Source organism: Pectobacterium artocarpous, assembly GCF_046159765.1.
In the GTDB taxonomy this organism is placed as follows: Bacteria; Pseudomonadota; Gammaproteobacteria; order Enterobacterales; family Enterobacteriaceae; genus Pectobacterium.
Genome location: NZ_JBJXVK010000026.1, coordinates 44,493 through 62,663 on the forward strand (window position 1 = coordinate 44,493; position 18,171 = coordinate 62,663).

The window sequence follows — 18,171 nt, forward strand, 5'->3', positions numbered from 1 at the left end:
GTGAATTTATTTAATAAAACAGAAAGTCATGAGATTAATATTAGCTCATTTAACTCACCGAGCTAGATGTTATTATTCTTTCTCACGATTAACTCAAGTTAACTTGGCTATAAAACTCAAGTGTTAGTTTAAATAATTTAATGTATAATATAAGAAATCAAGCCTACGTGGATCACCATAAATGAAGAATCCCTTCAAAAATAAAAAATCATTCTCATTACATATGATAGTTAATATAACTATTTCTTTCTTTATTATTTGTGTTTTTTCAATTATCATGAGAGACACCCAAGTACCATCTGAATTCAAAAACAAAAAGGATAGGTCGTCTTTTTTTGAAAATAAATATCTTACCCATAGGATGATATATTCAGATTTAAAAAATGGAATAGTCGATGAGAAATTAGCAACTCTTGCTTACGGTGCGGTTAATAATTTTTTTAATGATGTTATTTCAATCTGTGATCCAAGTAAAAATATAGAAAACAACCTCACGTGTGCCAATAAAATATTAGGCCAACACTTTTACTATAAAGCTGCTAATACTGCGGCTAAAGCATACGCAAATCATTATTCTGATTGTGATCTGAATGCTTACCTTCTTCTTGATGCGTTAAAACTTCTTCATAAGAAAATAGACATTGTTTTCGCACCACGACATGCATTTTTATCATTCGTCAGAGGAGAGGATGGTGGGAGATTCTATTGGGAAACAACAAAGAATTCAAACAGCGGAGAGTTGGCAGATTTAGCACAGCCATTATATGTAAAAACCATCCATCGATTCTATTACACACCTTATAATGAAAATTATATGGCTGATCTCTATCCTGTTTTATCATTATCCGATATAAAAGAAGATAAATGGAATGATGCATTTAACTCTATTAGTAATATTATGTATGATAATCCTTTTTATCTTGATCATTTTTATCTCCAAAAACTGAAGAAAAATGATATAGATGACTCTGATATTCAATCGTTATACAATATTATTCAAACAGACATATCAGCAATAGACAAAAGAATCATCTTAGCTTCTATAGCATTAAAGCGTAATAATAACACGTTGGCTGGTGATGTTATCAATCAAATAGATATTAACTTGTGCAACACTTCCTGTGTTGAAGTAAAATCCAAGATATCAAAACTCTACCTATTAGATTATCATATCATGAAAGTATTTAATACGTTTGATATAAAAACCAATGAGCATAGCATTCAAGATTTACTTTTCTATTTAGCAGTCCAATGGATTATTTCATTATTATGGCGTTTTAAACACAAAATATATTTATTTACAAGGCAAATATTAATTAAAGCTGATGGATATCTCAAAGGCAGCCCACCATGTAATACATAAATAAATAATTGAAATTGGATGGTTTATTTTCAAATTAACCATCCAGTGTTTTTCTACAAAAATTAAGAGCAGTGACGTAATAAACATCAAAAATCCCGATGTCGCAGGTAATGCGGCTTTGGCGTATGCATGGTGTGCTGTGGCTGCTGATACCCAATATGTATTTTCATGCAAAAAATGCATATATAAACAAAAAATAGCAGATAGGTATATTAAAAATACAAAAAATATAAAGTATTTATTCTTGAAAAAATCCATTGTTAACTCCTTATTTTTATACATTACACCTCCTTGTATTGTTTTTGTGTAATTCAATTAACACATTTTTAATATATTTCAATAGGATAGAGCATTATATTTTCATTTAATAACTCTGCCTCACATTAGAGGCAGATATTAAAAACTTATAATAAAATTACATTCCCCAGTCAAAGAGAATATTTTGAGTGGTTTTTACTTTAATTTCACTTCCCGGAATACTCAGCCCCGACCAGACCTCATTATGTTGACCTATAAGTTGCTGTGCTGTTGCATAAGTCCTATCGGCTGTTGTATGCGCATCAGAAGCAACCGTAATCGCATAATTTTTACTGGCACCAACTTTTATTGTCGTGTCTACACAATAGTCTGTTGCACAACCACAAATAACAAAATTATCAACATTGAGATTTTTAAGCGTATTTTCCAGTTCAGTATTCCAAAAAGCATCACACGCTGTTTTATTAACATAAATAGAATTATTCGGTTGCTTGAGTTCAGGTAAAATTTCCCATAATTTACTTCCTTCAGACATTTCACCTTCCACATGCTGAATAAATATTGTCTGTTCTGCCGCTGATATCAATTGATTAATCAGTTTGGTTTTACCTTCTCTGTCATAACGTGGTGTTACAAATACACCATTTTGCATATCAACAACAATGAGCAACTTCATTTTTCACTCCTGCTAACTACATTAATTTTTATAGAATATCACGCCCACACTTCGGATTCATTTACTTTATTAGCCACATGATATTTATTCCCCAAACCACAGCATTTATTGTCATTGGAATTAATGCTGTCTCATTCGGTTCACCAAGCCTCATGTTATTCTCATTTTATTTCACGGCTGTTATTATCTACTTCATATTTATTAAAATAGCAAACGCTTAGAAGATTATTAAATGCGGTGATAAAAGAGGTAGAAGCAAATCGCAGCGCCTGCTTATACCTATTATAAATGGAATTAGTCTATTATTGCTTCCTAAATTCGTCCCATTAGCATCCTTTCCTTTAGTTCCCATGCTGCCGTTTTATTACTATCCCATGTGTTATATTTTTTTAAATCTGAATATTTTATTATATTAATTTCAGAGTGTTCATTACTAAGGTTTACTTTTGAGTTTTTAGATAACCTTACAGCAAAGGAATATTCAGTAACGGTATAAAAATCATCTTTCCATTCTCTATCACTTTTGAAATAGCATCTCGGAATAGAGCAGACTGATTCAAGCTGTATAAAACTTGACTCTTTGTTGAATAGCTTAGGTGAGCAATGCTTTCCCGATCCCCTTTCCCTGTTGTTGTGGATGAATATAGATCGAGCCTTCAAGTGTGAAACGGTACGCATACCGTGAATGATATGGTGCAAGATAACAGTAGCCCGCAACAATGCCATCGACCTCCGCGACAAACCACGATGTTCTCGCATCATAAACCTTAGCGAGCCGTTCCTTCATCTCATCCACTGTCGGAGGAACCGTTTCAAAAGTGGCTATACTATTTATAACGTGCCACGTATAGATTTCTTGAATACTGCCAATGTGTTCAGGACTGGTCGGAATGATCTGCATAATTGAACCCCAGCTCTAACGAAACAAGAATCAGAATATCCAATAGTGATTGTTTTATCCATATTTCTATGTTAATCATATAAATCTTCCTATTAATAATAGATAAACCCGTATGAACATAGAAAACCTGCCATTCGGCATTACAAACTGGTCAGAAATAGCGCCAACAACTCATACTGGTGATGTTGGTTTTGCTTTGTGGAGAACCCAAAATTTTGGCAACATAAGAGTGCGGATCGTTGAGTATTCTGCTGGATATCTTGCTGATCACTGGTGTAAAAAAGGACACATACTTTTATGCCTTGAAGGTGAACTTCACACAGAATTAGATGATGGCAGAAGTTTCGTCTTAACTCCGGGTATCAGTTATCAAGTGGCTGATGGCGCAGAGGCTCATCGTTCATCATCACCTAATGGTGCAAAGCTGTTTATCGTTGATTAATTGCATTAGGATCATTAATAGGGCTTTTATAGCCCGCAGCCTGACCAGTTCCAAAATATATATAGAATACTAAGGTTAAATAAAATTTAGCAACACTATACGATAGTAATCACTAACTGTTTTATCTAATACTCTCCGCGTTACTTATTTTTGTTTATTAGTGATTTTATTTTTACCTGTTAAATTTTTATTTTGATTTCCCATCCTAACCTGAGAATTGTGCAACAGGGAAAATTTTGGCAAAAGCCACTATTTTATTGTTTTAGAGCTTTCCCGCCTTACGGCGGGATAAATTAACACTTCTCTTGTCCTTCGGACGCCATCTAAAACCCATCTATGTAATATCGCGGAATACTTCGCCCTTTCATCCAGATAGCGCCGCTTAATTCGGCGTTTTGTTTTACAGTCATTAATATATTTCGTATTAATTAAGTAGAGGGTTTTACATTGTTCAAAAAAACAATGCCCACTTATACACTCACTTCGTGAGCGTGTGGGGTCTACCGACGGTTGCCTGCCGCAGGCTAAAAGAAAGGTCAACGTCAACACAAAAGTTTTTCTTGCGAAAAACTAACAGCAGCATAGTTATATTTGAGGGTATTTTTTATATGGCGATTTTTCATCTGGAGTTTAAAATTGTGAAACGTTCTGAGGGTATGTCTTCCTGTAGGAAGGCTGCTTATCATAACAGGTCAAGAATAACAGATGATCGCACTGGCAATACCTATGATTTCAGCCATCGTTCCGATTTATTCCATCATCAGATATTAGCACCCGTTTCCGCACCGGCTCATATTATCGAAAGCTCAACAGCCTTGTGGAATGAAGTAGAAAAGGTTGAGCGTCAAAAAGACGGTCAAACAGCCCGTTATTTTGATGTTGCTATTCCCTGTGAACTAAACAACGAAGACAAGATAAAATTGGTTGTCGAATACTGCCAGAAAAATTTCGTTGATAAGGGCATGATTGCTGATATCGCTTTTCACGATCTTGATGGTAATAATCCTCATGCGCATGTGATGTTGACATTAAAACCGATAACCGCTGATGGCTTCGGCAAAAAAGAAAGAAGCTGGAACGACAAGAAAAACGTAATTCTTTGGCGCGAATCATGGTCAGCCCTTGCCAATGACTATCTTGAAGCCGCAGGGACTGAGGAACGTATCGATCATCGTTCTATAGATGCACAGCACGCTGAAGCACTCGAAAACGCCGCTATTACATTGGATGTTGAAGAAAAAGCGTTATGGCTTGCCAAGGCAACATTGACCAGCCGTCCACCAATGCAGCGTGTTCATCGTGCCAAGTGGAACAGTAAGCACGTTCAGGAGAATCGTGCTGCTGAACAGGCTGTTCGTGATGAGATGAAACAGGAAGCACAGGCTACATATAGTGTCTTCAAAGATTTGGATCTTCAGATCGTTGTTGACCTCAGAAGCTTTACCGTGTCGCAGCTTCCTGAACCTGTGGAAATAGTCTTACCTGAAATACAACCTCGAAAAGAGTTCTCTGAGACAGGTTCACAGTCAGCATCATCAGAGGACCAAAAGCCTGTTCTGGTTGCCCCTGCGCCTCATACACGCACTAAATTGAAAAACCCATCCTTCCCAACTACCAGTACGGTTAAACGCGCTCCTGTTAAAAGTAAGAGAAAGCAGGTTAAACCTCGTCAGAGTGGTGTTTTCAAGCGTTTCACACTGTTGGTAGTGGAATACATAAAAGAGAAATTCGTTTGGGCCAAGAAGAAACCAGCCCCTATTTCAGTCGATGCTGAACACGATAAGCGTATTGCTGATAATTATGTCTTTGATGAAGTGCAAGGTATCTATGTCCCACGCGCAGAGTATGAGACACGAGCAAAGTTTAACAGTGAAGATTATAAGCCAACCACAGATGAGATTACCCGTTTCCCAAGCCGTCAAAGAAAAGAGAGTCTGGCAGACTATGATTTAGACTATTTGCCAAAAAACTCATCAGCAAAGATTTTTTTTGCCCCTAGATTCAGGTACAAGGCACTTCATGATACTAAAAATAAGTAGCGTAGATACTTTTTCCTCATGCAACTAATTTTCCATATTTTTTCGTTGACACTTCGTGTATATTGTTATAATAAATAAAATTTACGATACCTAGCATTACTATGGTTATAATACGAGTACGAAACACACAGGTTAATTCTATAATAACGAGATTATTATGTATAAAATAAGTAGTGTTTTTATTGATGGTTTTTGGCAAAGATTCAGTGCAAAATGTGATTTTAATGATAATGTAAACATTATTATTGGTCGTAATGGCACTGGCAAAACAACATTCATGAATATTTTGCATTCGGTTTTATCAGTTGACTTGGACGGAATAAATAATAATGAGTTCTTCTCTGTTGAGATAAAATTAAAAGATGGTAATAAAACAAAAACAATAAAGGTATCAAAAGCTGAAGACCCTAGCAGCCCTTATTCAATAATTGAATACCAGTTATCAACAAAAAAATATTTTGTCAGACTATTCAACTCAGATGATCGCCGTATATCATTAAGTTATAGAAGACGTTCTCTCGAAGAATCAGAAGATCTCCGAAATTCGTTAAAAGAAATCGTATCACTCTCTTCTCTTTCTGTTTATAGACTTAGAAACGGAGAAGATTATGAAGTACGCGATAAATATGGTTCTAAAATAATAAACCCAGTGGATTTTAGGCTTGATCAACTTCTCCAGCACCTAACAAGATATCAACTAGACCTATCACAAAAGGCCCGTGATATTGCAAATGATTTACAGAAGGAAGTTCTAGCATCAATATTATATAGTAAAGATGACTCAATTGATAAAGCTTATGCTATAACCTTTAATAAAGAAGAAGAAAAAAATAATCTTATATCTGCATATACTCAACTGAATGCAATTGACCAAAATGTAAGGAGAAGAATAAGTTTTCACATAGACTCCATCGAGAAAACTTTAAAGAATATCAAGTCTGATGAAAACATTGATTTTCGTTCTTTGGAGGCTTTTAGAAAAACTCAAAAAATCATTAAAATGTCGCTTAAATCCAAGGAAAGAACATCTTTAGTCTTTTCACCAATAGATTTATTTTTGCATATGTTAAAAAAATTCATTATCGATAAAGATTTTTATTTCGTCGGTGGCGAGTTAGTAATAAAAAACTCTCATGAAACTATAAATCATAACAACCTTTCATCTGGCGAAAAACAATTATTAATATTATTTATTGAAACTCTTTTACAAAGAGGAGAGCAGTATATATTCCTAACAGATGAACCCGAATTATCCCTGCATATCGCATGGCAAAAAAACATTATCCCTGCAATTAAAGAATTAAATCCGAATGCACAAATAATCGCAGCAACTCATTCACCAGAGGTAGCATCGAATTATAGAAACTCGATCTTCGATATGGAGAAACTTGTTCATGGCTGATCTTTCATATTCTAATGAGGCATTTAATGTCTTAAATTTATTTTATCAAAAAGATTACATGGTTTATGTCGAGGGCCGCGACGATGTGTGTTTTTGGGAAATGATTTTTAACAAGACATCAAATATAAAAGTCGAAATTCAGGATGTTGGTGGTTGTGAAGAACTTATACCTTATATTGAAAAGATCTATAATGGTGAAATCGAAGCAATTGTAGCGTGTGACATGGATTTAAAATATTTTGATGATACAAAAAAAGAGCATAATAGAATTATAAGAACAAAAAAATATTCAATAGAAAACACAATGATAAATGAAGAGGTACTTCTTAATATAATAAAATTACTTGGCAGATATTCGTCAAAAGAAATCAAAAAAATAGATGTAAATCAATGGCTTGAAGATACTTATGAAAAAGCAACACCACTAGTTAAAATGGACATCGGTAATTATATTTTCTCAAAGGGTATACCTATTGTCGGCGACAACGCTAATCGCTTCATGCAATCCAAAAATTCATATATGTTAAGCTCTGAAAAAATTCAAAACCACATACAGAAAATTGGAATCAAATTATCAGAGGCTGAAAAAAAAGAGCTTTCTAAAATAATAGAAAAATCGGATAGTAATCTGTCATCTTGGCTTCGAGGTCACTTTCTTTTTTCTGCTGCTTTAAGATTCGTCTGTTATACGCTTGATGATGACGAACGAAAAATTTCGCTATCAAAGGACGCGTTTTATTCTAATTTAATGCAGTCATTTGAAAAAAACTTTAATGAATCAAATGAAGAGTATATTTATTACAAAAACAAAATAAATTTGATTGCTTAGCTAAACTAGCCTTAGTAATTTAAAAGGTTCCGCGGAACCTTTTTAAAAAATCACATAAAAGCCATATTAGCAATCACTAAACTTAAAAAAACCATAAGATAATATAACTCACATAAAAAAACCTATCTTTTATAAATAACAGTATCGTGTTCAAAATATGAAATTATAACACGGATTTATGATATGACTTATCCAGAGAAAATTAAAAGAGAAACACTTTCATATACTCCTAGCGGTCATTTACAACCGGAGCATTATTCTTTTGTCTTAAGAGTATCCCGATAACGCTGTCGCTCAACGATACTCAGGTTTGGATCAAGCAAAACACTTGATCCTTTCACAGCAATATCATAATCGATTTGTGATTGTGTCTCGTACTCTTTAGTCGGTTTAAAATAATCTGATTGCGGTGTAGATGACGAGGCATAAGAATCAGAATATATTTTACTCCCAGCACAACCGAGATAAGCCAGCAGACAGGCAAACAAGAAGAACAACGTCCATACCACATTGTATCCATTAAGCGTATATCCATTGCCATTCACATCTGAAAACACGCCGTGAAACCTAATGGCATAGACAATCAGGAATGATGAAAGCATAACAACCCGGCTTTTACCGACGGTTAAATACTTACGAGTAAATTTTACGGTTGGAATTAGCATGACCATAAACAGCCCAATAGCAGCAAAGACCAGCCATATAGGGAACAGCCCATATTTTTGTGTTGTATTCTGCGATAACGTCACCAGAGATATGACTAAGAAAGCGTTAAGCAGAAAAAGTCTAAGGGCCAACGATACCTTCAAGTTCTTTTGTATCTTTTTGAGAAACAGCACCGGTGCCAGTGATGGTATGTTTATCAGCAGCCCCATGAAAATCACCCAATAGATAGTGTTCATAGCGTCTTTTCCTGAAATTACCGAGCCGACCAGCCGTTATTGGTTTTCACCAGAACAATTTTGGCTTCTTCTGGTTCAGCCATCCCCTTCACACCAGAGAACGCATTTTTATCAACCCAGCCCGGAACACCATCCAGTTTCCACGTATAGGTCACTTGTGTGATTTTAGCGCCATTACCCTCACTGGGTTCAGTCCAGTTCGTTACCTCTGCTACAACACGATGACCAACACAGGCACCATTATCACTATCCCAAAACTTCGCTTTACGTCCTTTCGCTGTAGCAGATAAAACTGCTACTTGTTTAAACATCTCCTGTTCGTATGAAATATCTAATAGACCAGTATTTTTAAGACCAGTTAAGATCGGATCTTCTCCCCCGCTACGGATATTTACTCTTACTACGGCTTTATTATTAAATCTTTCAAAAGCGCTGTTATTGCTTTCTTTTGAGCTAAATCCATAGCAAACAGCATCTTTGCTGATTTGCTCATTAATCGCTTTCTCAAAGTCGCCTTTCTCACCACATCCCGCCAGAGCCAGAGCTGTGCCAACAACGAGTAAAATCTTCTTCATCTTTCCATCCCTTTCTGAATGATTACCAATGCGTGTTCTTAGGTGTTCTACCTGCGCCAGTAGAAGCTTCATCAGGCTCTAATAGGCATACTCCAACAAAACAACCTGTTTAACCAATTGATATAATTTAATTATTTTCACGACTCGTCATATCGTTTATAACGATCAAAAACAAAATAATGATAGATCAAAGCTATCACAATTAGTAATTCGATCGATTAAACTAATTAAAACACCGATCGATAAACGATTTTTAATCGCTATAACCTATCAATATATAATTATCGATCTGTTATACCGATCATTTTACTTGAGATCGGCTTTCGGAGTGGTATGCTTGCCACGCAGGGATAGATGCTTCGGCAGAAGAAAACCAAGCCAGAAGCATCTTTTAATGATTAGCGGATGTAGTTAAGGCATTGGTGCGGAGACAGGCGAAGTGGAAACTTTTAACATCTTAATTTGGTCATTTCTTATAATCTTTATTATCAGCAGAGTTTTTTATTTTGACCCTAAAAAAAGAAAACACCTTAACACTTACGTCGAAGTATTAGATGGCGAAGTCTTATCATATGAATGCCAAAAAACAGGCATCGTTCTTGATACTAAAAATCGCACTATCCGCATATTTAATAAAGATAAAATCACCACTTATAATTATGACAACATCAGGGAAATCAGCTACACCGTTTCCGAAGCGGGGAAAATCTACAGTACAGGAAATAACCTGAACTCAATGATAAAGGCTGCTGACGCCAATAGTAATGAAAGACTTTTAGCGAATCAACGCTCTGGTATTTTCATATTAACCGATGATATCAAAAATCCCACATGGAAAATTAATCTTCCCCTGAAAAATAAAACATCGTCTTCCAATCAAGCCATCTGTGATCGTTGGCTTCTCATTTTCAATAAATATGTTTTATAGGAATAACTTTAAATTATTTTGGTCATAATTGATTTATTATCTTTGGAGTTAACATGAAAAAACTGTTTATCACTGCTTTGGTGATCCTGCCTCTTACCGCTTGCACTACCTATGGCAACAAATCCCTGAAAGATGAGACCCAGCAAACAGTAAAAACTAAGATAGTTAAAGGGAAAACTTCCCAGCAAGATGTTATTAACGCATTCGGTGAGCCACAAACACGAGCCACCAATGACGGACAAGAAATGTGGTCTTACTCCAGTATGTCAGGTGAGAGCCAGATATCTAACTACATTCCCGGTCTGGCTCTGCTGAAGAACAGCAGCACAGCCCATATGAAATCATTGGATATTTGGTTCAAAGGGAATGTTGTTGAGCGATATAATTTTAGTCAAACGGCCAGCAAGGCCTCCAGAGGGCTACTGGATTAATCGGTATATAGCTGACGCAGTATCCGTTCAGACATTGTTCAATACCAAAAGAGCCTTAGCATCCGTTGAGGTTCTTTTTGTCTATAGACCCCCTCCAGCCTAGCCGGGGGGGCTGTGCACAAAAAGACCACCTCTCTAGGAGAGAGGTTTAAAAATGACGAAATTTTTGGGGATGAGAAAAATGCTCATTAATTTTTACAATTACGGTATAAAATTATCTATCGCATCTAAAAGTAAATGTACACCGACATAACTAGAAAGCACAAAAGGTTGGCTTCCAGAAGAGCCTGCTACTGCTAAACTCGAACGATTTAAAGCGGCGGCTCTTTTACGCGCATAAGACACCCCTCCTTTTATTTTATCGAAAAAATGTGGATCACCCTTATGATAATTATGAATACCAATATTTTTCAAATGATCTTTTAATTTAGAGTTATTCAATAAATCATCAAAACAAGAAAAGGGGGAGTCAGTATATTCAAAATGTTGCAAAATCCAAAGTTCGAAACAAATATTAGACAATGCTATATTTATTTTATTTGCAGTTGCCTTGTCCCATGCTTGTGCATGTAATCTATGAGGATATTTAGAAATTGATTCCCTATCATATACAACCCATATTTCATCATCAGGAGATGTAACGTTACTATCTTTCAGTTTTATAGCCTCATCTACAAGTTGTACAGGCGTGTTTTTTTTTACATCAGGAACATTTATTATTTTTGCCTTATCTTTTGCAAAATTTTCTATGTACCCCAGAAGATACATAGGCTCTGTTTTCTCACCTTCACACAGTATATGCATCATTTTTTTGGGTGACTTGAGTACTCTTCCCATTATTACCTCGAATTAATCCATGCTTGGGATATCGTCTAGTGTTCCAAAAACGTCTTTATCACTATTATTATTTTTATTCCCTGAAATATTCATAAAGTGATTTTTTATATCAACGTAACTAATTTGTGGAACCCCACCAAAACGGCCATCGTCATACCATTTATTAAATGGTGTGCTAGGTTTGACCTTTTCTTTATCAAAATCATCAAGGCTGAAAGCACTCGTGACACCCATTTTTTTCTCAGAAAACCAAATTTGATCTCTTCTCATGCGTTCAGGCTTCATAAGCTCAACACTGTGTGTTGAGAAAATTAATTGTGAGCCATGAATATTTACTTCACTATCATTAAACAACCTGAGTAAAATAACTGCCAAATGCGGATGCAAACTATGTTCTAATTCATCAATGATCACTGTTCTTTTTGAGATGAATGCAGATGCTATAGCAGGCCCAAGATCAAATAACTTCTTTGTTCCTTCTGATTCGTCTTCTTTTGCAAACTCAATCTCATCACCCTCTTCAGATGAATGGTTGAAATAAAAAGAAAAACTATTTTCAGAAATTATTCCTTGTTTTATTTCTTCTGGTAAATCAGAAGGTAGATTTATAAAAGAAATATCTCGTTCCTTCGCGCTAACCTTGGTAACTCCTGTATCAAAAAGATAAAGAAATCGCCCCATCAGTGCAGTAAAAGCATTTCTATCTCGTATATTTGCCAATGCCCCCATTCTTAAGGAAATATTTGTTCTTAAACATAAAAGCACAGAGGAAAAATAATCAAAAACATCTCTTACCATTTGAGGTGAAGACGCATTATCTCCAGCCTTTGATAAATATGAATTATTTTTAAAAAAAGGTATTTTCTTTGCGCCACCTTTATAATTACCACCAAATTTAATATCATCCCAATTATTTCCCGGCAATCTTGTGAAAACATTTGATTTAACTTTAGATGGATAAAAATCTAAAGTCTCTTGTATTATCTCATTTTTATTATAAGAGACAAAATAAATATACCTTATATTATTAACGAGAAATTCAGAAGTGAATTTCGTTGGGGAGTTTTTTGTTTTATTTGACAATAGAAATGGTTCATAGCAAATTATTTCATCTCCGTTTTTTAATGACCCTGTAGCAACAATAATATGCTGTAAAGCAGCAAAGGCTTTAAGTATATTAGACTTTCCTGAAGCATTAGGTCCATATAATCCGATACTTCTCACTACATTGCCGCCATGATCGCCTGCATCAACAACATGATCATCGAGATGGTTGCTTCCTCCTGAGGCTCTGAAACTGAACTCTATTTCGTCTTTGATTGAACGAAAATTTTCAATTTTTAAACTTACGAACATATTTAAATCCTTTCTAAGTGCCATCTGTGTGGGTTTTTCTTCAAAAACTCACCTATGTCGTGATTTTACCTTAGCTGAATATGATTACAACAGCAATCTTAAACCTATCAACAGCCTGAGATAGCGCCTCATAGAGGTCGCCATCAATCCCATGCTCGTACTCACCATTCCTGAACATCACCACATAGCCGCCTGTCAGATCTCGCTGACGTATGGGGCTTACAGGCTCTATGCCTATGCTGATGCCAGAATGTAAATACTCGGCCACCGGATAGCCCATGTTGTCGTGGATAACGATATCACCATCGGCTTCCAACTCAGACAAGAAGCTGTCTTGGTGTAGGGCTTCACGCAGATCCTGCAAGCCAAGCACGTTCATCAGTGTGGGTTCATCCGGGCCATTAGCTTTCATTCTGCCACAGTAATAATAATCATCCAGTTTGCTTACCGGTGTGTTGGGATGCTGGCTGTTATAGGTTTCAGTTTCTGACATCAGCAATCTTATTGTATCTTCGCTGACTTGGCTGAGTTCAGAAATTAATCTTCCATAAACATTTACCATTCGCTCACTATCACAGGCGTTTGCAGATTCTGATAAGAAGTAAGAATCGTAATCTTTCACATAAATGTGATTACCGCTTTCAAGAATAAGATTTATTCCTTGTTCATTTTCTTCCATGTCTTTTACTATGCAGGTCAGAAATGGAATTTTTTTATGGGCGTGAAAGAGTGTAATGATTTTAATATTATTCATTATATGATTTTCCTTTTTTGTTTTATTTTTTAATACCATACTTACTTTAGGGAAATCAAATTTAACTCAGCTCATATCAATAAAATTTCACCTAACACTTCCATATGAGATACTCTCGCGTATCTTATTTACTCAATCACTGAACATCATCTTTGTAAATAAACTCTCGCCCTGAATATTATCCCAATCTAACGGCTCTTCAGGTGGTAAAAGAGTTGCTCCCTCAGCAGCGAAACATTCATCCATGCTTTTACTCATCATTTTCCCTTGGGACTTTTTAGCCTGTAATCTTGCGATTAACAAATCTATGTCTTTTGGGTTATTAACTTCTTGTATAACTGCCTCAATGGATCTGTCTTTATCTTTTCTATTGCAACCCCCATTACTGACCACACTGTCCATTTGTCCCTTTATTATTTCTTTCTTTTTTATAATCTCTGAAACAAAGCGAGCACGATCGCCATTGAAAACAATAGCAGGATTTATGAAATACCAGTTTTTCTCATTGGTTTTAGCAATAATACGTTTCTCGATGAGTTCTTTTATCCCTCTGTAAAAGATAGATTCAGACAAGACAAAGTGATCTATCTTTTCCGCAAGCGACATTGCTTTTTTACAACTCAGGTAAAAGTGATCTTTTCCTATCGCATCCTGATAAATACGTAAAAAGATGAAAAATACTTTGTATGCTGTTTTCGTGAGATCAAAGTACGCTTTTATCTGAGATGTATAGAGTTTAATGAACTCTTCTTTATCGACCTCTTGTGTATGTACGATATTGGCAAAATAGCTTTTACTGGTATCTTTCCTTTCAATAAGTTCTGTTCCTCTTGAAACGGTCAGATTTTTCTTTCTTGTTTCAATCTTTAGTTCTGTTTCAAAGCAAAAGGGATTTAAGCCTAAATCCAAGTCAACATCTATTTCATTCATCATGTTATTACCTCTTGTTATTTTATATATAATAAATTAAATACCATGCACAAAATAGATATCAAGTTTTTTTTGCATATTTTTTTGCGAAAATATTTTAAATATCGCAAATATTCCAGTGACGATAATTTAAAGTACTGTCGTTTTTAAGCTAAAAAATGACATAAAAACTGATTGCAAAGTCAGGAAAGCTCACCGTGCAGTCAGGAATACTGACTATAGAGTCAGGAAGACTGACTGTATTGTCAGTCGCATATTTTCGTCATAAGCCTTATAACGCAAGGGCTACAAGCCGATTTTTGCTTAATTTATTTTTGCAAGAAGTAAGAGATAATACTTAAGAGGATTAAAAGAAACCGGGCGATTTTTATGATCGCCATATGGGGTTTCAACATTAAAAATGATTAGCTGTTTTTGAGTGCAAGTTGTTTTATATTGCTAAGCTTTCCTTTCTATTTCACTAAAATTCTTTTTTGAAAATATCCACCATCTATGAGCTAACGCTCATGTGCTGTCGAAAACGATGAACCTGTTTTCATGAGCACGGCTACGCCCTAACTCTGATATATGTATTTTTATCTTGATGAGGTGACTTTTCAATATTGATAATAAAAAGCGGAAAGATCTTTTCCAGATCATTCCATCATAAAATAACAAAATTGATCCTATGTTTGAACATAGCATTACCGCGATAACATATAGCATTTGCTCTTAAACGTATAGGAAAACTATATTCAAAGAAGCAGCACTTAGTGATTGTCCAAAACAATCACATTGCTGAAACAGGGTTCATCCCTGTTAGAAATGGATTTATCCATAAAGAATTGCGGCGATAGCCGCTAATAAAATAAAAGTAAAACAATTTCAGCCTTTCTAACATGCCAGCAGCGCTTCGTGATTGTATAAAACAATCACATCGCTGCACATAAAATACAAAGAAAAATCATGCAAAATAACAAGGTGCCATTTATTTGGCACAAGTTTACCTTTTACTATATTAGTACTAGATATTACGGGCCGTTTTTAACTTTATTAACATACAGTTATATGGCAAAAGGTTATTAAAAATAAGAACTAGTGAATATCAAAGGTTATTGATTTTACAAACTAGAGTTATTAAATTCAATAACTTTAGTTTTACGCCGTTATAATAACACTAGAAACCAATATAACTTTTATACTGGCGCCGTATCCAGTTTAACTAAACTTTGTCCAGTCTGGAATAACGCTGGACAGTCTGCCAGTTTATTTAAACTTTTTCCACTTATTTTTGACTTTATTATTGACGATAATGTTTAATCTGTTATGTATTAAAAATAACAATAATAAAAGGAGATCATTATGACTATTATAGATTTTAAACACCTGCATGAATTATCATCTTTCCAACTACAACAGTATATTGATGATAACAACTTTACGCCGGAACAGCGATTACAGATCTTTGAGCATTATCATAGCAGGCATAAAGACACGACTAACATATATCAGCGAAAGGAAAATATTAAATCTATCAAAAAAGATGTTGATTATGTTCATCTCTTTACAAAAAACTTCGAATGTCTTGCTGAACTTGATATTACCAAGAGTGAACTGAAAGTGATTGCTAAAATCCTTAATAAAATGGAGTTCGGGAATCTGTTTCACATTTCGCAGGCGGCTCTCTGTCGTGATTTGGGTATCGGGAAATCGAATATGTCGCTAATCTTCAAAAAGCTAAAAACCAAGGGGATTATTATCGATAAAGATGGTGATCTTTTTATGAACTCAAATATCTTTTTGAAAGGCCAAGCGCATAGTATTAACATGAGACAGCGCCCTAATGTTAAAAAGGCTCAGGGTTTTGAGGCTAATAATGAACCAGCATTTGGTAATGTTTATACATTTAATCAAACAAATGATTCTGACAATCAACCTGCAGAGGGAACGACAACATCTAAGCCGCCTAAAACACCTGATAGCTGTTCTAACAAGGAAACAGATCCAGCACTGACTCTGCAGTATCCTAAAACAGCAGAGCCAGTTTATGATGATGTTGAATAGATAAATGAAGAAACTTGTTTAAAACAATAATCTCATGCTGTTTTAGCATAATATACTGGAGTAATAATCATACATAAATCAATCAATGCATAAGTATTTGTTATATCGGATATGTAACAATGGGCAAAATCAAAAAATTATACTTTTTCTTTTCCTTAAAATTACATTATGCGCAATACTTTATATTTGATTGATTTTTTGACATAAAAAATGTATAATGCGTGAGCATTAAGATTTTAAAAAAAGGGGTGAATAATGGATATAGAAGAACTGACAAAAAGAGTGAAGGAAAGAGCTGCTAAGCGAACCGATGAAGAACGGTTCAAACTATTAGTGGATGCTAAAATACTGACTAAAAATGGTACTTTCAACTCTCGTTTCTTCTCAAAAGAAACTGTTGAGAAAAGTAAAGAAAGCAAAATGGCAGCCAGTTAAATGTATTCATCTAAACCTGCTTTTGTTTATGGTTTTCATGGTATAGATAAACGGGCTGCTTTACGTATTTTGCTAAAAAAAGACAACTTTATTCATAGTAATAATTCATATGACTGGCTTGGTAGTGGTGTTTATTTCTGGGAAAACAACTATGCAAGAGCTATTCAATATGCCGAAGAGGACAAAAAAAGAAAAGGCTCGAAAGTTAAAATACCTTTCGTATTAGGTACCGTGATAGATCTTGGTCATTGCCTTGATCTCTTAGATCAAAAATATATCGACTTCCTGAAAGTCGCATATGATGACATGATTTCCTCTTTAAATGCATCAGGAAAACCGATTCCAAAAAATTCTGGATTTGGTAAGAATGATTTTGATTTCATGCGACGTGAGTTAGATTGCGCAGTAATACGTTATGCTTGTAATATGGCAAAGGAAGCCGGAACACCTTTTGATTCTGTTCGTGCCGCATTTCTTGAAGGAAATCCTTTATATGATGGTGCAAAATTTTATGAAAAAAATCATATTCAAGTCGCTATAATAAATCCTGATTGCATTAAAGGTGTTTTCTTACCAAGAGAGAAACAGCGCTAATTTGACACTTTCTCTATATACTTTAACATATAAATATAACAATTATTATGACGAGGTATGTATGAGAAATGTAAAGTTAGACAACAGCGATTTATTATCATATTTTGATACTATTGAAAAACTTAAAGGACAGCCAACACATCTGCAAAATCATCAGGGAATCTTGATAAGTTTTATGAACGTAGGCTTTATGGGAAAGCAATTGTAGAAAAAAGTGATGAAGAAACCGTTGCTCTGGTAGTAAAACAGCGCACAGAAGCAGCGCTTGAGTTTCAACGTTCTGTTGAGCAGAGTCTTGAACAGCTTTCTCATATCTCATCAGGTTTTGGAACATCGAATAAAACACGTAGAAAAATATCTGTTTAAATAAAAACAATCACAACATATTAAAAATTAATAGCGGATTCATATTATGAATTTAAAAAAAAACCAGATGACCAATATGTTTCAACTCGATCATCTGGATAGAAATAACA

The 18,171-nt window shown here is 34.9% G+C and carries 18 protein-coding genes and 2 pseudogenes; 12 read left to right on the plus strand and 8 right to left on the minus strand.

Annotated elements, in window-relative coordinates; translation table 11 throughout:
• Nucleotides 1-181 precede the first annotated feature (181 nt).
• Nucleotides 182-1,363: a hypothetical protein gene (locus ACKQAD_RS16410; protein ID WP_409161133.1), complete on the plus strand. Its 1,182-nt coding sequence runs from the start codon at nt 182-184 to the stop codon at nt 1,361-1,363.
• 415 nt (nt 1,364-1,778) lie between these two features.
• Here ACKQAD_RS16410 and ACKQAD_RS16415 read toward each other — a convergent pair whose 3' ends face one another.
• Complete coding sequence (locus tag ACKQAD_RS16415; RefSeq protein ID WP_409161134.1) at nt 1,779-2,297, minus strand: isochorismatase family protein; 519 nt, start codon at nt 2,295-2,297, stop codon at nt 1,779-1,781.
• A 592-nt stretch (nt 2,298-2,889) separates the two neighbouring features.
• The gene (locus tag ACKQAD_RS16420; RefSeq protein WP_409161135.1) at nt 2,890-3,198 is read right to left on the minus strand and encodes a GNAT family N-acetyltransferase; all 309 of its coding nucleotides are present in this window, start codon (nt 3,196-3,198) and stop codon (nt 2,890-2,892) included.
• A gap of 112 nt (nt 3,199-3,310) precedes the next feature.
• Here ACKQAD_RS16420 and ACKQAD_RS16425 point away from each other — a divergent pair, with 112 nt between their 5' ends.
• The 4 genes from ACKQAD_RS16425 (at nt 3,311) to ACKQAD_RS16440 (ending at nt 7,910) form a co-directional block, all read left to right on the plus strand.
• Nucleotides 3,311-3,640: a DHCW motif cupin fold protein gene (locus ACKQAD_RS16425; RefSeq protein WP_409161136.1), complete on the plus strand. Its 330-nt coding sequence runs from the start codon at nt 3,311-3,313 to the stop codon at nt 3,638-3,640.
• Nucleotides 3,641-4,248: 608 nt separating this feature from the next.
• The gene (mobQ, locus tag ACKQAD_RS16430) at nt 4,249-5,679 is read left to right on the plus strand and encodes a MobQ family relaxase (protein WP_409161137.1); all 1,431 of its coding nucleotides are present in this window, start codon (nt 4,249-4,251) and stop codon (nt 5,677-5,679) included.
• 157 nt (nt 5,680-5,836) lie between these two features.
• The gene (locus ACKQAD_RS16435) at nt 5,837-7,081 is read left to right on the plus strand and encodes an AAA family ATPase (RefSeq protein ID WP_409161138.1); all 1,245 of its coding nucleotides are present in this window, start codon (nt 5,837-5,839) and stop codon (nt 7,079-7,081) included.
• Nucleotides 7,074-7,910, plus strand: coding sequence for a DUF4435 domain-containing protein (locus ACKQAD_RS16440; RefSeq protein ID WP_409161139.1), 837 nt, complete (start codon nt 7,074-7,076; stop codon nt 7,908-7,910). Before ACKQAD_RS16435 ends, ACKQAD_RS16440 begins: the two co-directional genes overlap by 8 nt.
• A 254-nt stretch (nt 7,911-8,164) precedes the next feature.
• Here the strand turns inward: ACKQAD_RS16440 and ACKQAD_RS16445 are convergent, their stop codons facing one another.
• Complete coding sequence (locus ACKQAD_RS16445; RefSeq protein ID WP_409161140.1) at nt 8,165-8,812, minus strand: hypothetical protein; 648 nt, start codon at nt 8,810-8,812, stop codon at nt 8,165-8,167.
• 17 nt (nt 8,813-8,829) lie between these two features.
• Complete coding sequence (locus tag ACKQAD_RS16450) at nt 8,830-9,387, minus strand: LptM family lipoprotein (protein ID WP_409161141.1); 558 nt, start codon at nt 9,385-9,387, stop codon at nt 8,830-8,832.
• 439 nt (nt 9,388-9,826) lie between these two features.
• Between ACKQAD_RS16450 and ACKQAD_RS16455 the strand changes: the two genes are divergently transcribed.
• Together ACKQAD_RS16455 and ACKQAD_RS16460 are read left to right on the plus strand one after the other, a co-directional pair.
• The gene (locus ACKQAD_RS16455; protein ID WP_409161142.1) at nt 9,827-10,315 is read left to right on the plus strand and encodes a DUF4755 domain-containing protein; all 489 of its coding nucleotides are present in this window, start codon (nt 9,827-9,829) and stop codon (nt 10,313-10,315) included.
• Nucleotides 10,316-10,368: 53 nt separating this feature from the next.
• On the plus strand, nt 10,369-10,746 hold the full coding sequence (locus tag ACKQAD_RS16460; RefSeq protein ID WP_409161143.1) for an SEN1984 family lipoprotein: 378 nt from the start codon (nt 10,369-10,371) through the stop codon (nt 10,744-10,746).
• A 201-nt stretch (nt 10,747-10,947) separates the two neighbouring features.
• Here ACKQAD_RS16460 and ACKQAD_RS16465 read toward each other — a convergent pair whose 3' ends face one another.
• The 4 genes from ACKQAD_RS16465 to ACKQAD_RS16480 all read right to left on the minus strand — a co-directional run bounded on the left by ACKQAD_RS16465 (nt 10,948) and on the right by ACKQAD_RS16480 (nt 14,623).
• Nucleotides 10,948-11,583, minus strand: coding sequence for an RloB family protein (locus ACKQAD_RS16465; RefSeq protein ID WP_409161144.1), 636 nt, complete (start codon nt 11,581-11,583; stop codon nt 10,948-10,950).
• Between the two features lie 12 nt (nt 11,584-11,595).
• Nucleotides 11,596-12,939 carry an AAA family ATPase gene (locus ACKQAD_RS16470; protein WP_409161145.1) on the minus strand — a complete coding sequence of 448 codons (1,344 nt, stop codon included), beginning with the start codon at nt 12,937-12,939 and terminating at the stop codon, nt 11,596-11,598.
• A gap of 70 nt (nt 12,940-13,009) precedes the next feature.
• Complete coding sequence (locus ACKQAD_RS16475; protein ID WP_409161146.1) at nt 13,010-13,693, minus strand: hypothetical protein; 684 nt, start codon at nt 13,691-13,693, stop codon at nt 13,010-13,012.
• Nucleotides 13,694-13,825: 132 nt separating this feature from the next.
• Nucleotides 13,826-14,623: a hypothetical protein gene (locus ACKQAD_RS16480; protein ID WP_409161162.1), complete on the minus strand. Its 798-nt coding sequence runs from the start codon at nt 14,621-14,623 to the stop codon at nt 13,826-13,828.
• A 1,341-nt stretch (nt 14,624-15,964) separates the two neighbouring features.
• Here ACKQAD_RS16480 and ACKQAD_RS16485 point away from each other — a divergent pair.
• The 5 genes and pseudogenes from ACKQAD_RS16485 to ACKQAD_RS16505 all read left to right on the plus strand — a co-directional run.
• Nucleotides 15,965-16,666 (plus strand): DNA-binding protein, encoded by a 702-nt coding sequence (locus ACKQAD_RS16485; RefSeq protein WP_409161147.1) that lies wholly within the window; start codon nt 15,965-15,967, stop codon nt 16,664-16,666.
• 255 nt (nt 16,667-16,921) lie between these two features.
• Nucleotides 16,922-17,101 carry a hypothetical protein gene (locus ACKQAD_RS16490; RefSeq protein ID WP_409161148.1) on the plus strand — a complete coding sequence of 60 codons (180 nt, stop codon included), beginning with the start codon at nt 16,922-16,924 and terminating at the stop codon, nt 17,099-17,101.
• Nucleotides 17,102-17,695, plus strand: a complete 594-nt coding sequence (locus tag ACKQAD_RS16495; RefSeq protein ID WP_409161149.1) for a hypothetical protein — start codon at nt 17,102-17,104, stop codon at nt 17,693-17,695.
• A 61-nt stretch (nt 17,696-17,756) separates the two neighbouring features.
• Nucleotides 17,757-17,818 (plus strand): annotated as a pseudogene (locus ACKQAD_RS16500) (DUF4756 family protein); the annotation flags it as partial.
• Nucleotides 17,819-17,827: 9 nt separating this feature from the next.
• Nucleotides 17,828-18,061, plus strand: a pseudogene (locus ACKQAD_RS16505) (DUF4756 family protein); the annotation flags it as partial.
• Nucleotides 18,062-18,171: the final 110 nt, after the last annotated feature.